We start from the raw sequence: 13350 nt of genomic DNA, 5'->3' as shown, positions 1-13350 counted from the left end.
AGCGGGCTGATTGGCTGGCCGCTGAGCAGTGTCCGGAAGTATGAGGAGAACCATGCGGATTCGTGACCCCATCCACGGCACCATCGATGTGAGTGGCGAGGAGAAGGCCGTCATCGACAGCCGGTTCTACCAACGGCTTCGCCACGTGCGGCAACTCGGCTTCGGCGACCTGGCATTCCCGGGCGCGACCCACACCCGGCACGTTCACTCGCTCGGCGCCATGCACGTCGCCTCCCGGGTCTTCCAGGCCGTCACCGGCCGCTCGGAGCTGCCCCCCGAGGTACGCGAGCGCTTTAGCGCCGCGGTGCGGCTCGCCGTGCTGTGCCATGACCTGGGCCACATGCCCCTGTCCCATGCCTCCGAGCGCATCGCCCCCCAGCGTGCCTTGCTGCGGTTGCCCTCCTGGCTGGACGCCGTGGCGGAAGGCGATCAAGCCACGCACGAAGATTTCACCGCCAAGCTTCTGTTGGATAGCTCCCTGACGCCGCTCATCGAGGAGAACTACGGCCCCCTGGGCATCACGCCCGAGGCGGCGGTGGGACTCATCACCGGCGCGAAGCCGCCGAGGGATCCGGGCTTCTCGCACGCCGGGGTGGATTGGACCCCCCTGCTGCGCGCCATCGTGTCGGGGGAACTGGACGCGGACCGGATGGACTATCTGCTGCGCGACTCCTTCTACACGGGCGTCAATTACGGCCGGTACGACATGGATTGGCTGGTGTCCAACCTGAACCCGGCGGTGAAGGACGGGCGCGCCCACCTGGCGCTGAGCCGGGCGGCGGCGTTCGCCTTCGAGGACTTCCTGCTCAGCCGCCACCACATGTTCATCTCGGTGTACTACCACCACACCTCGGTCAACTTCGACGCGATGCTGCGGCGCTACTACGAGGAGGCCCCCGGCGAGTTCGAGATTCCGTCCGACCCCGAGGCCTTCCTGCACTGCGATGACGTGGCGCTCTGGTACACGCTGCGCCGCTCGAAGAACCGGTGGGCCCAGCGCATCGCCACGCGCCAGGGCTTCAAGCTGCTCGCGCAATTCACCGAGCGGGATGTGGGCTACGACCTGGATGTGCTGCGCAGCGCCCTGGTGACGGGGGGCTTCGAGCACTTCACGGTGGAGTCCAAGGGTGTGCTCTCCAAGTACTTCGCGGAGGGCTCGGTCCCCAGCCTCTACATCGTCGACCGGTCCACCGGCCGGCTCACGGAGGTGTCGCGCTACACGCCGCTCTACCAGCGCTACAGCGGCGCGGTGCGGCTGACGCGCCTGTACGTGCGGCCGGATCAAATCGAGGACGCGCGCAACATGATGGCGCGGCTGCTCGGACAGGCGGTGCGGGAATGAGCGAGACCGTTCAGGGCGCCCCGCCTCCGCCCCCCGTCGCGACGCCCCGGCTCTCGGCGGTGGTGGTGCCGTACCGCCGCACGGCCCTGGGGTTGGAGCTCTTCTGGGTCAAGCGCGAGAAGGCCCTGCGCTTCGCGGGGGGCTTCTACGCCTTTCCCGGGGGCAAGGTGGATCGCGAGGACGCGGAGGTGCCCGTGCGAGGCGCCTCGGGGCGGGACGCGGCGCTGCGGGCGGCGGCGGCGCGCGAGCTGCTCGAGGAAGCGGGGGTGCTGGTGGCCGAGGGCGCCGAGCGTCTGGGGCCCGACGAGGTGGGGGCGTTGCGCCGGGAGTTGCTGGAGGGGCGCGGCTCGTGGCGGGAAGCGCTCGAGCGCCATGGACTGGCCCTGCGGGCGGAGGATCTTCCGGACGCGGGACGGTGGGTGACGCCGGAGTTCGCGCCCGTGCGCTTCGACACCTTCTTCTACCTGGTGGAGGTGGGGGAGCACGCTCGGGCGGAGTGGTGGCCGGGGGAGTTGTCGGAGGCGTCCTGGGTGACGCCCGCCGAGGCCCTGGCGCGCTGGGAGGCGGGGACCGCGTTGCTCCACCCCCCCGCGCTGCACGTCCTGCGGGTGCTGGCGCGCTTCGACACGCCGGAGCGGGCCCTGGCGGAGCTGGGCGCGCCGGAGCACTGCCCGGACTTCATCGCGCAGCGCATCGAGTACCAGCGGGGGGTTCGGGTGTTTCCGCTGCGCACGGCCACGCTGCCTCCGGCCACGCACACCAACGCGTACGTGCTGGGCGAGGGCGAGCTGCTGATCGTGGACCCGGGCTCGGGGGACGAAGCCGAGCTGGCGCGGCTCCTGGCGATGGTGGAGGGGCTGGTGGCGGAGGGGGCCCGGGTGAAGGCGGTGGTGCTCACCCACCACCATGGGGACCATACGGCGGGGGTGCGCGCGGTGACGGAGCGGCTGGGCGTGCCTCTGTGGTGCCATGCGCGCACGGCGGATCGGGTGGAGGTGCCGGCGGCGCGGCTGCTGGCGGACGGCGAGGTGCTGGAGCTGGCGGGGACGCCGCCGCAACGTTGGCGGGTGCTGCACACGCCGGGGCATGCGCGGGGCCACCTGTGTCTGGTGGACGAGCGCACGCGCGCGGCGGTGGTGGGGGACATGGTGGCGGGCGTGGGCTCCATCGTCATCGATCCGCCCGAGGGCGACATGGCCGAGTACCTGCGGCAGCTCGCGCGGCTGCGGGACTGGCCGGTGACGACGCTCCACGCGGCGCACGGCATGGCGATTCCGGACGGGCCGGGCAAGCTCCAGGAGTACCTGGACCACCGGGCGGCACGCGAGGCACGGATCCTGGAGTCGGTGCCCGCGGAGGGGGCGACGCTCGCGGAGGTGGTGGCGCGGGCGTACGTGGAGACGCCGCCCTTCCTGCTGCCGGTGGCCGAGCGCAGCGCCCTGGCGGTGTTGCTCAAGCTCCAGGACGAGGGCCGCGTCCGGGAATCCTCCGGCCGCTACTTCCGGGGGTGAGGACTCCGCGTCACCCCTGGGACGACGCGTCCGCCAGGCGCGCCGAGTTCTCCCGGCGCCGCTTGATGAGCACCAGGGCGATGGGCACCGCGGTGAGCACCCCCTGGGGGATGAGCGACATCGCGTCCGGGTAGATGCCGAGCAGGTCGATGGTGACGAAGGGGATGGGCTTGATGGGCACCAGGGCCACCTCCTGCAAGGCGTGCAGGGCCTTGCCCAGGAGCATGACGGCGGTGGCCACCAGCAGCACCGTGGACGCCTTGAAGAGCGTCTTCATGGGCAGCTTGTAGCCCACGCGGTTGACGAAGATGACGAGCACGGTGATGGCCACCACGCCCAGCGCGCAGCCCCACATCACGCCCGTCGCCGAGTCCAGCGCGAGCCCTTGCAGGAAGATGGCCGTCTCCACGCTCTCGCGCAGCGCGGAGGTGAAGGCAATGGCGAACAGGCCCGCCATGCTGCCGCGGCCGAGCGCTCCCTTCATCTTCTCGCGCAGCTCGCCCATGAACTTGCTCATGTTGGAGCGCGCGTTGAGCCACAGCGCCGCGTACAGCAGCATGAACACGGCCAGGAGTCCGGCGAAGCCCTCGAGCATCTCCCGGTTGGCGCCGTTCATCAGGTGCCGGCCGAAGATGAAGGCGAGCGCGCCCACCCCCAGCGCGGACACCCAGCCCGCGTGCACCACGCGCGCGTACTCGGGCGCCTGCATCTTGCGCAGCATCGCCAGCAGGGCGGCGATGATGATGCTGGCCTCGAAGCCCTCGCGCACCAGGATGAGCAGGGTGAGCCAGATGACCGACAGGAAGCTCATCGTGTCGCCGCTGTCCCGGCGCGCCTCGTCCAGGAGCGACAGCAGCACGCGCCCCTCGTCCTGGATGTGGGGGCTCTTGTTCTCGGCGGCCAGCCGCGTGCTCAGGAAGGCCTTCTCCAGCTTGAGCACCAGATCCGGATTGCGCGCCTGGAGCGTCACCTCCACCGGCTCGAGCCCCTTGAGGTACGCATCCAACAGCGCGTTGCGCGCGCCCAGCATGTCCCCGGTGCTGGCGAGCTGGAGCGCCTGCTCCACGTGCTCGCGCGTCACCAGCAGGCCGCGCTCCTCGTCCACGTCGGGCATCTTGCGGCGCAGGCACGCGAGGTTCTCCTGGCCATGGGCCTGCACCAACTCCGTGTCCGTGGCGTTGGCGAGCTTCTCCAGCGAGGCGCGCGGCGGTGTGCCCTCGCACGGCGGCTGGCGCAGCGTGAAGAGGTAGAAGGCGACGGACCAGCGCTCCTGCTCGGTCAGCGTGGGAAAGCCGGGCATGGGCGTGCCGGGCACGCCGAAGCCCGTGGTGTTGAAGGCCTTGTACGGTGTGATGCCGGACATCACGTCTGGATCCTGGAAGTTGGCGGGCCGGGGCTCCATGGTCTCCGCGATGGGCACCTGCGCCTTGCCATCCACGCCGTGACAGGCCGCGCAGCTCTCCTGGTAGAGCTTCGCGCCCAGTTCCAGGTCCGGCGCCACGCGGGGACTGCGCGCCAGGCCTCCCGCCAGCACCAGGTCCTCCACCAGCTCCCCACAGTCGCGGCTGACGCCCTCGGGATCCTCCGCCTTGTCCACCCGCTGCTGGATGGCCTCCAGGCGCGCGACGAACGTCTCGCCCTTGCGGCCCAGCTCCCGCGCCGCCTCGTTGGCCTCGGCGATGAAGCTGCGCTGCTCGGCCAGCTCGAAGTCCGACTGGGATTCCACCGCCGCCGGATAGTCGGCCTGGAGGTACTGGAGGATGCCCACCAGGCGGTGCCAGGTGCGCGGATCCGACTCGCCCTCCTGGGCATGGGCCAGCGGCGCCAGGAACAGGAGGGACAGGAGCAGTAGAGCGGTGCGCTTCACGCTCACCGTCTACCAGCCCTCCCTCGGATTCTCAATGTTGAGAATCAGACTCAAAATCCTCCGTGCCTATCGCTCGTAGGTGAGGAACGCGAAGGGCGGTGTGGTGTCCGTGGCCGCGTGGTGCTCCTCGGCGCTCAGCCGCCATCCGGACAGGTCCACCTCGGGAAAGAAGGTGTCTCCCTCGTACGCGCGCTCGATGCGCGTGAGGTACAGCCGCCTCACCCGCTCCATCGCCTGGGCGTAGAGCTGCGCGCCTCCGGCGATGAAGACCTCGCCGCCGCCCGCTTGCTCGAGGGCCTCGTCCAACGAGTGCGCCACGTGGACTCCCTCGGGCACCGCCCAGCCGCGCTGGTGCGTCACCACGAGGGTGCGTCGCCCGGGCAGCGGCCGGCCGATGGACTCGTACGTCTTGCGGCCCATGATGAGCGTGTGCCCGAGCGTGAGCCGCTTGAAGCGCTTGAGGTCTTCCGGCAGGCGCCAGGGCAGGGCGTTGTCCCGGCCGATGCACCGGTTGGAGGCCATGGCCACGATGGCGCACAGGGTCATACGGCGACCGGCGCCTTGATGGCGGGGTGCGGCTCGTAGCCACCCAGCGTGAAGTCCTCGTACTTGAAGTCGAAGAGCGAGCGCACGTCGGGGTTGATCGTCATCCGAGGCAAGGGCCGGGGCTCGCGCTGAAGCTGCTCGCGCGCCTGCTCCAGGTGGTTGAGGTACAGGTGCGCATCCCCCGTGGTGTGGATGAACTCGTGCGCCTGGAGCCCCGTGACCTGCGCCACCATCATCGTCAGCAGGGCGTAGGAGGCGATGTTGAAGGGCAGGCCGAGGAAGATGTCCGCGCTGCGCTGGTAGAGCTGGCAGGACAGCTTCCCGTCCGCCACGTAGAACTGGAACAGGATGTGGCAGGGCGGCAGCTTCATCGCGGGAAGGTCCGCCACGTTCCACGCGCTCACCAGGTGCCGGCGCGAGTCGGGATTCTCGCGCAGTCCCTTGACGAGCTGGGTCATCTGATCGACGGAGCCCCCGTCGGGCGTGGACCAGGAGCGCCACTGGTGGCCGTAGATGGGGCCGAGTTCTCCCTCGGCGTTGGCCCACTCGTCCCAGATGGTGACGCCGTGGGCCTGGAGCGCGCGCACGTTCGTGCCCCCCGCGAGCATCCAGAGCAGCTCGTGGATGATGGACTTGAGGTGCAGCTTCTTCGTCGTCACCAGGGGAAAGCCCTGGGAGAGATCGAAGCGCATCTGGTGGCCGAAGATGCTCAGCGTGCCGGTGCCGGTGCGGTCGCTCTTCTTCGTCCCGTGATGCAGCACGTGCTCGAGCAGGGCGAGGTACTGTTTCATGGACTTCTCCTAGCCCACGCCCCCCAATGGCGCGAATCTTCCGCCGCGCGGCGTGCTGACTGCCCGACGAAAAAGGAACTCGCCATTGAAGATCTACACGAAGACCGGAGACGCGGGAGAGACAGGCCTGTTCGGTGGGGGACGGGTGCCCAAGGACAGCGCGCGCGTGGAGGCCTACGGGGAGGTGGATGAACTGAACGCCTCGTTGGGGCTCGCGCGCGCCCTGGGGATGCCCTCCGACCTGGATGGCCTGTTGCAGCGGTTGCAGGACCAACTCTTCACCGTGGGTGCGGTCCTGGCCACGCCCACGGGCACGAAGGCCTCGGGCTTCATCCCCCCGCTCAAGCCCGAGTGGGTGACGGACATGGAGCAGGCGATCGACACCTTCGAGACCGAACTGTCTCCCATGACGCACTTCATCCTGCCCGGGGGGAGTCAGGCGGCGGCGGCGTTGCACCTGTCTCGCACGGTGTGCCGGCGCGCCGAGCGGCGGGTGGTCGCCGCCCTGCACACGGGCGAGGCGTCCGCCGAGGCGGTGACGTACCTCAACCGGCTCTCGGACCTGCTCTTCGTCCTGGCGCGGGTGGCCAACCACCGGGTGGGCATCGAGGACGTGAAGTGGATCGCGGAGAAGCCCACGAAGTAGGGGCCCCCGAGTCCCAGGGAACACGGCGGTGGGGTTGGGGTATGTAGGGTGAGTGAGTCCGTTGCCCACCGCCCATCTGCGCCAGCTCGCCACCGAGGTCGGCTTCGATCTCGTGGGCTTCGCGCGCGCCGAGCCCATTCCGCCCCGCTTCTTCCTGGAGTGGCTGGAGGCGGGCTGCGCGGCGGACATGGATTGGCTGGGCTCGCGGGCCGCCGAGCGCCTGGATGTGTCCCAGCTCCTGCCCGGGGCGCGCAGCGTCATCGCCTTCGCGACCAACTATTACCGGGACGCGTCCGAGGCGGCGGACTCGCCCATCGCCCGCTACGCGCGAGGCCGCGACTACCACTCCACCCTGCGCGACAGCCTGAAGGCCTTCCGCAAGCGCCTGGGACGCGCGTACCCCGAGGTGCACGACTACGGCAGCGTGGACTCCGGCCCGCTCATGGAGAAGGTGTGGGCGGCGCGCGCGGGCCTGGGCTACGTGGGCAAGAACGGATGCTTCATCACCGAGCGCTTCGGCTCCTGGGTGATGCTGGCGGTGCTCATCCTGGACGCCGAGGTGGATGCCTACGCGGACGGCCCCGCGACGGATCGCTGTGGAAGCTGCCGCAAGTGCCTCATGTCCTGTCCCACGGGCGCCTTGTTGGGCGAGGGCCGGGTGGATGCCCGCGCCTGTCTGTCCTACCAGACCGTCGAGAACCGCCACGCCGAGGTGCCCGAGTCCTTCCGGGTGCAGATGGACAACCTCATCTTCGGGTGCGACATCTGCCAGGACGTCTGCCCCCTCAACCGCCACCCCGTCCCGACGCCCAATGAGCGCTTCGTTCCCCGGGCGGTGGCGCAGCTCGGCGTGATGGAGCTGGCCGCGCTCACCCCCGAGGACTACGACCGGCTCGTGCCGGGGACGGCGCTCGCGCGCGCCAAGTATGACGGCCTGCGCCGCAACGCCGTGTACGCGCTGGGGGCCGCGAAGAAGGCCGAGGCCCGCTCCCTGCTGGAGCGGTTGCGCGAGGACCCGAGCGAGCCGGTGCGGCGGGCGGCGCTCTGGGCACTATTGCATCTCAACGCCTGAGGCGTGGCTCAGTCCCCGTCGGGATCCCAATCCGCGATGTCCCGCTTCTTGGGCTCGGGCGGAGGCGTGGGACGCACGGGCTCCACGGGCTTGGGCGTCACCACCTTGGGCGGTGGAGGCGGCGCCTCGTCCGCGTCCTCGTCGCTCCGGAGTTGCGTGTCGAGGGGCTCGCGCTGGGCCGGAGCGGCGACGGGCTCGCTCCTGGCGGGCGTGGCGGCGGGAGGTGGAGGCGGGGGGCAAGGGGGGCGGGAGCGGGCTGCTCCTCCTCGGCGCTGGCCGTGGGGGTCGTCTCCTCGGAGGCGTCCTCTTCCCGCGGGGCGGGCTCCTCCTGCGAGGCCCGGTAGACACCCCGGCGCGAGGTGTCCGTCACGGTGCCCGAGGCCGGGGTCGTCTGGCCTCCGCCGCTCGACTCTTCCCGCTCCCAGTCGGCGAGGGACTCCTTTGGCTCCTGGTAGGAGGGCATGTCGTTGCTCGTGTCCCGCAGCGAGTAGTGCCGGGTGGTGCAGGCGTCGCGCTCCTTGGTGCACCCGTCGATGCACTTGCCGAGCTGGCGGTACTTCGTCGTGCCTCCCCCGTAGTCGATGGTGCAGTCCTCTCGGCAGGTGCCGTAGTCCTCGCGACATCCCGCGGGAATGGTCTGGTCGGATTGAGCGCCGAGTGACAGGAGGAGGACGAGCGGAAGCAGGGCCATGATGGGTTATGAGGCTAGCAGGCCTGGGCATTCCGTGGCATGGGGACGCCCGAGGGCTCGCCCGAGCCCCTGGTGGACGGGGCCCGTCGTGACTACCTTCGTTCTTCTCGGGAGGCCTCCAGGGACGCGATGCGATTGAGAGGGCTCAAGCACCTGACGTGGCGGGAGTTCTTCCGCCGGCTCTGGGTGGAGATCGAGGAGGACGAGGTCACCGGCTGCGCGGCGCAGCTGGCCTTCTATTTCCTCTTCGCCTTGTTCCCCTTCCTCTTCTTCGTCGTCACCCTCGCGGCGCACCTGCCGCTGGAGCCGGGCTCGGTGAGCCTCATGGTGGAGCGGCTCGGGCCGCTCATGCCGGCCGATGCCCTGGGGGTGGTGCGCGAGCACCTGCGCGTGGTGGCGAGCGACACCCAGCCGCGCCTGGTCACCCTGGGCATCGTGGTGGCGCTCTGGTCCTCCTCGCGCGGCATGGACGCGTTCCGCCGGGCGCTCAACCTGGCCTATGACGTTCCGGAGTACCGGCCGCTCTGGCACACGCAGGGGCTCGCCATCGTGATGACCGTGGCGGGCTCGCTGCTCATCCCCCTGGCCTTCGCGCTCTTCCTGCTGGGCGGACGGGTGGGGGAGTGGGCCGCCCAGCACCTGCACGTGCTCAATGCCTACCACGTGCTGTGGTCCTGGCTGCGCTGGCCCTTCACCGCGGCGCTGGTGATGCTGGTGCTCGCCCTGTGCTACTGGCGCCTGCCCGCCGTGCGGCACCGCTATGACTTCTGGTCCCCGGGGGCGGTGCTCGCCGGTCTGTTGTGGCTGCTCACCACCTGGGGCTTCACCCAGTACGTCGAGCACTTCGGCCGCTACAACGTCACCTACGGCTCCATCGGAGGGGTCGTCGTGCTGCTGTTGTGGCTCTACCTCACCGGGCTCATCTTCATCCTCGGAGGCGAGGTGAACGCCATCCTCGAGCAGGCCGAGGCCGAGGTGGCGCGGGCCGAGGGCCGCGTGCCGGACATCCAGCTCCCCCAGCTCCAGACGGGCAAGGAGGGGGGCGGTTGGAATCGGGAGCGGCTCGCCTTCTGGAGGTGGCGGCGGCGCATGGCGGAGCGTGCGCCCGCCGGGGTCGAGCCTCCCGCCGAGGAGCGGGAGGGTTCCCAGGCGCCGTAGCGCGCACGCCGCCCGCGTCTACTTCCGGATGCGCTGCTTGATGGCGGCGAGGCGGTCCGCGCCCAGCTCCGCGCCCGTCAGCCGGTTCTGGGTGATGTACTGGTTGATGTGCGTGACGCGGTCGGCGCTCGCCGGGTGGGTGCTCAGGAACTTGAAGAAGGCGGGCGTCTTGCCCTCCTGGCTCGCCAGCTTCTGGAAGAAGGACGACAGGCCGTGCGGATCATAGGCCACCGCCGAGATGTACTTGGCGCCCAGCTCGTCGGCCTCCGTCTCGTTGTCGCGGCTGAACTTGAGCGCGGCGCCGTTGCCGGCCAGGCTCGCGGCGATCTGCGACACCGTGCCCGCGTCCTTGCCGAGCGCGGCCTCGATGACGGCCTGCTGGCCGTACTGCAGCAGCATGGCCTGGGCGGAGTGGCGGCCCACCACGTGTCCGGCCTCGTGGCCCATGACGCCGGCGAGTTCGGCCTCGTTGTCCGCCGCGAGCAGGAGCCCCGTGTACACGTACAGGTAGCCGCCCGGCGTGGCGAAGGCGTTGACCGTCTTGGGATCGTCGATGACGTTCACCGTCCACTTCACTCCCTGACGGTCCTTGTTGGCCTGCTGGAGGATGCGCGTGGACACCGTGCGCACGTACTCCAAGATGGCCGGATCCTCGACGTACTTGATCTTCTCCTTCGTCTCCAGCTCCTGCTTCACCTGCAGGCCGAGCTGGGCCTCCTGCTCATCGGAGATGAAGATGGACGCGGCGGTGCGTCCCACGTTCAACTTCTTGCCCGCCGCACAGCCCGTGGTGAAGCCCAGGGCCAGCGTGAGGGTGAGCGCCGTCGAGAGAATCCGCTTCATGCCTCGCCTTCCTTTGCGTTGGGTGCTGCCAGAGAGTCCGCGTCGTACCCAGCGAACCCCCACTCGGCAAGCGCTCCGTGTGCAAGGAAGAAATGGGTCCCGGGTGTCCGAGGTGTTATGCCGCGCACGCCATGCCCGAGCTCCCCGAAGTGGAAATCGCCCGGCGCAACCTCGTCCGTTGGTTCAAGGGTCACCGGGTGGTGGAGTCCGAGGCGGATGACACCCGGGTGTTCCGCGGGGCGCGCTGGAAGGACTTCAACGCCCTGCGGGGCCGACTGTTGTCCCTGGAACGCAGGGGGAAGTACCTCCTCTTCACCTTCGAGGCGGACCGGGGGTTGCTCGCGCACCTGGGGATGACGGGCCGCTTCGTGCGCCGTCCACCGGGCGAGACCGTGCTCTACAGCCGCGCTCGCTTCCACCTGGGCTCCGGAGAGGTGATCCACTTCGCGGACGCGCGCCTCCTGGGCCGCATGGAGCCGTGCTCCGCCTCCGGCCTGAGCGAACTCGCGCCCGTGAAGGCGCTGGGGAGGGATCCCCTCGTGGATGGGCTCAGCCCCACCGAACTCCAGGAGGCCGTGGGGGACTCGCGTCAGGCGCTCAAGGTGGCCTTGATGGACCAGGGGCGGATCGCGGGGCTTGGCAACATCCACGCCGCGGAGGCCCTCTACCGGGCGCGGCTGCATCCCGCGCGGGCGCCCGGCTCGCTCACCCCCGCCGAATGGAAGCGCCTGGCCACCGCCGTCCACGCCGCGCTCGAGTTCGGCCTCGAGGAGCAGCGGGGCGAGGAGCCGCGCTATCTAAAGGAGGGGGCCCACAACGGTTTCCTCATCTATGGACGCGCCGGCGAGGCCTGTGCCCGGTGCGGCACGACGGTGGAATCCCTGTCCCAGGGGGGACGCACCACTCATTTCTGCCCGGCGTGTCAGCCCTCGCACCCAGACGGGAAAACCCGGCGTTGACACCCCCCACGCACTCCGCTTGACTCGCCCGCCCTTTGCACCCGCCGCAATCGCGCGGCCCCGGAGAAGAATCCCCTATGTCGTCCAACGCCCTGCTGGCGGCGCTGCTCGTCGCCTCCGCCACGGCCACCGCGCAGACGCCGGAGCCGCCTCCCTCCGGCTCGCCGGCTCCCGCGCCGGAGTCCACGCCCGCCACGCCGGCGGCCCCCGGGAGCGGTGACGCCGCCGAGGAGCGCATCCGCCAGGAGGTGGACAAGCGCGTGGAGGCCGCCAAGCAGGAGATGCGCGAGGAGATCCGCGCCCAGCTCGCCACCCAGTCGCTCGCCACGGACTGGCAGGAGGAGTGGATGACGGAGAAGCGCAAGCTGGAACTCTTCCAGCTGGATGGCTTCTTCCGCCTGCGCCCCAACCTCTACTACCAGTTCGATCTGGGCAAGGCGGCCGATCGCCGGCTGTTCCCCTCGCCGCGCGGCAACGAGAAGACGCAGTCGGGCGCCGACATGCGCCTGCGCCTGGAGCCCACCTTCAACATCTCGGAAGAGGTGCGGGTGAAGGCCCAGTTCGACGTGCTCAGCAACGTGCTGCTGGGCTCCACGCCGTCCTCGAGCTTCCCCAACGACGGCTATCACCTGTTCGACATCTTCAATGATGGACAGAAGGCGCCGAGCTCGGCGCTCAACGCGCTGCAGGACTCCATCGCCGTGCGCGAGGTGTACGGCGAGGTGTCCACGCCGGTGGGTCTCCTGCGCTTCGGCCGCATGAGCGCGCAGTGGGGCCTGGGCGTGCTGCGCGCCGACGGCAACTGCATGGAGTGCGACTACGGCGACGTGGTGGACCGGGTCATGTTCGTCACGGAGCCCATCGACGGCTTCTATGTGACGCCCATGTTCGAGTTCAACGGCGAGGGCCGCTACGCCTATCCGCACGGCACGCAGAGCCAGCCGGTGGACCTGTCCAACGCGGACGACAGCCACAGCCTGGTGCTGGCCGTGGCGCGCCGGGACACGCCCCAGCAGGTGAAGGCCAAGCTGGAGAACAACCAGGGCGTGCTCAACTACGGCCTGCACTTCAGCTGGCGCACCCAGCGCTACACCTCCGAGGGGCTGTACACCTCGCCCGCGGTGCCCAACGCGGACGGCTCGGTGGGCCCGTCGAGCGCCTTCATCCAGCGCGACGCCTCGCTCTACATCCCGGACGTGTGGCTGCGCTACGAGGAGCGCGACTTCCGCGTGGAGTTCGAGCTGGCCGCCTACCTGGGCAAGATTGGCAGCCGCGCCAACAGCCCCCAGGCGCCCAGCGCGGTGGATCTCACCCAGAACCAGTCGCTGACCGTGGCCCAGTTCGGCGGCGCGGCGGTGGGCGAGTACCGGCTCATCAACGGCAAGCTCAACCTCCAGCTGGAGCTGGGCTTCGCGACGGGAGACCGGGCGCCGGGCATCGGTGCCTACTCGGGCCGCTCGGGCTCGAAGGCGGGGGGCTTCACCCAGCCGGGTGACGTGGACGGCCCGCAGTTCAGCTGTGACAACGGCGGCTGCGCCGACAGCGCCATCCGCAACTTCCGCTTCAACCGTGCCTACCGCGTGGACAACATCCTGTGGCGCGAGCTGATCGGCACCCTCACGGACACCGTCTACGCCAAGCCCACGCTGCGCTACACGCTCACCCAGGGCCTCGACGTGTTCGGCAGCGCCATCTACTCGCAGGCGCTCTACGCCGAGTCCACGCCCTCCTTCACCAACAAGCCCCTGGGCATCGAGACGAACCTGGGCGCCAGGTACGAGACGGAGGATGGTTTCGTGGCGCGCGTGGACTGGTCCGTGCTCTTCCCGCTCAGCGGCCTGCAGGACTACAACACCGGCCTGCAGACGCAGACGCTCTCCACGGCCCACGCCGTGCGCGGCACGATCGGCATCCGCTTCTAGGC

The 13350-nt window shown here is 69.9% G+C and carries 12 protein-coding genes; 7 read left to right on the top strand and 5 right to left on the bottom strand.

Annotated features, from left to right (window positions below):
• The first annotated feature begins 52 nt into the window (after window positions 1–52).
• The gene (locus MEBOL_RS08225; protein ID WP_095976895.1) at window positions 53–1342 is read left to right on the top strand and encodes an HD domain-containing protein; all 1290 of its coding nucleotides are present in this window, start codon (window positions 53–55) and stop codon (window positions 1340–1342) included.
• Window positions 1339–2853 carry an MBL fold metallo-hydrolase gene (locus MEBOL_RS08220; protein ID WP_095976894.1) on the top strand — a complete coding sequence of 505 codons (1515 nt, stop codon included), beginning with the start codon at window positions 1339–1341 and terminating at the stop codon, window positions 2851–2853. Before MEBOL_RS08225 ends, MEBOL_RS08220 begins: the two co-directional genes overlap by 4 nt.
• Before the next feature lie 10 nt (window positions 2854–2863).
• Here MEBOL_RS08220 and MEBOL_RS08215 read toward each other — a convergent pair whose 3' ends face one another.
• The 3 genes from MEBOL_RS08215 to MEBOL_RS08205 all read right to left on the bottom strand — a co-directional run bounded on the left by MEBOL_RS08215 (window position 2864) and on the right by MEBOL_RS08205 (window position 6057).
• Entirely contained in the window at window positions 2864–4720 is a 1857-nt protein-coding gene (locus tag MEBOL_RS08215) for a cytochrome c/FTR1 family iron permease (protein WP_095982652.1), read from the bottom strand.
• Between the two features lie 66 nt (window positions 4721–4786).
• Window positions 4787–5266, bottom strand: coding sequence for a dihydrofolate reductase (locus tag MEBOL_RS08210; protein ID WP_095976893.1), 480 nt, complete (start codon window positions 5264–5266; stop codon window positions 4787–4789).
• Window positions 5263–6057, bottom strand: coding sequence for a thymidylate synthase (locus MEBOL_RS08205; RefSeq protein WP_095976892.1), 795 nt, complete (start codon window positions 6055–6057; stop codon window positions 5263–5265). The genes MEBOL_RS08210 and MEBOL_RS08205 overlap by 4 nt, the downstream gene beginning before the upstream one ends.
• Before the next feature lie 85 nt (window positions 6058–6142).
• On the opposite strand from MEBOL_RS08205, the gene MEBOL_RS08200 reads away from it, so the two are divergent.
• Window positions 6143–6703, top strand: a complete 561-nt coding sequence (locus tag MEBOL_RS08200) for a cob(I)yrinic acid a,c-diamide adenosyltransferase (RefSeq protein WP_095976891.1) — start codon at window positions 6143–6145, stop codon at window positions 6701–6703.
• A gap of 52 nt (window positions 6704–6755) precedes the next feature.
• On the top strand, window positions 6756–7775 hold the full coding sequence (gene queG, locus MEBOL_RS08195) for a tRNA epoxyqueuosine(34) reductase QueG (RefSeq protein ID WP_095976890.1): 1020 nt from the start codon (window positions 6756–6758) through the stop codon (window positions 7773–7775).
• A gap of 97 nt (window positions 7776–7872) precedes the next feature.
• Here queG and MEBOL_RS08190 read toward each other — a convergent pair whose 3' ends face one another.
• Complete coding sequence (locus MEBOL_RS08190) at window positions 7873–8466, bottom strand: hypothetical protein (protein WP_095976889.1); 594 nt, start codon at window positions 8464–8466, stop codon at window positions 7873–7875.
• Between the two features lie 39 nt (window positions 8467–8505).
• Between MEBOL_RS08190 and MEBOL_RS08185 the strand changes: the two genes are divergently transcribed.
• The gene (locus MEBOL_RS08185; RefSeq protein ID WP_425437602.1) at window positions 8506–9624 is read left to right on the top strand and encodes a YihY/virulence factor BrkB family protein; all 1119 of its coding nucleotides are present in this window, start codon (window positions 8506–8508) and stop codon (window positions 9622–9624) included.
• 18 nt (window positions 9625–9642) lie between these two features.
• Here MEBOL_RS08185 and MEBOL_RS08180 read toward each other — a convergent pair whose 3' ends face one another.
• Window positions 9643–10467, bottom strand: coding sequence for a M48 family metallopeptidase (locus MEBOL_RS08180; RefSeq protein WP_095976887.1), 825 nt, complete (start codon window positions 10465–10467; stop codon window positions 9643–9645).
• Between the two features lie 131 nt (window positions 10468–10598).
• On the opposite strand from MEBOL_RS08180, the gene MEBOL_RS08175 reads away from it, so the two are divergent.
• Together MEBOL_RS08175 and MEBOL_RS08170 are read left to right on the top strand one after the other, a co-directional pair.
• Window positions 10599–11426 carry an Fpg/Nei family DNA glycosylase gene (locus MEBOL_RS08175; protein WP_095976886.1) on the top strand — a complete coding sequence of 276 codons (828 nt, stop codon included), beginning with the start codon at window positions 10599–10601 and terminating at the stop codon, window positions 11424–11426.
• A 77-nt stretch (window positions 11427–11503) separates the two neighbouring features.
• Window positions 11504–13348 carry a TIGR04551 family protein gene (locus tag MEBOL_RS08170; RefSeq protein ID WP_095976885.1) on the top strand — a complete coding sequence of 615 codons (1845 nt, stop codon included), beginning with the start codon at window positions 11504–11506 and terminating at the stop codon, window positions 13346–13348.
• Window positions 13349–13350: the final 2 nt, after the last annotated feature.

This window comes from Melittangium boletus DSM 14713 (assembly GCF_002305855.1).
Classification (GTDB): domain Bacteria; phylum Myxococcota; class Myxococcia; order Myxococcales; family Myxococcaceae; genus Cystobacter; species Cystobacter boletus.
The sequence above is the reverse complement of the archived record's forward strand: the minus strand, read 5'-3'. Positions and strand labels throughout refer to the sequence as shown.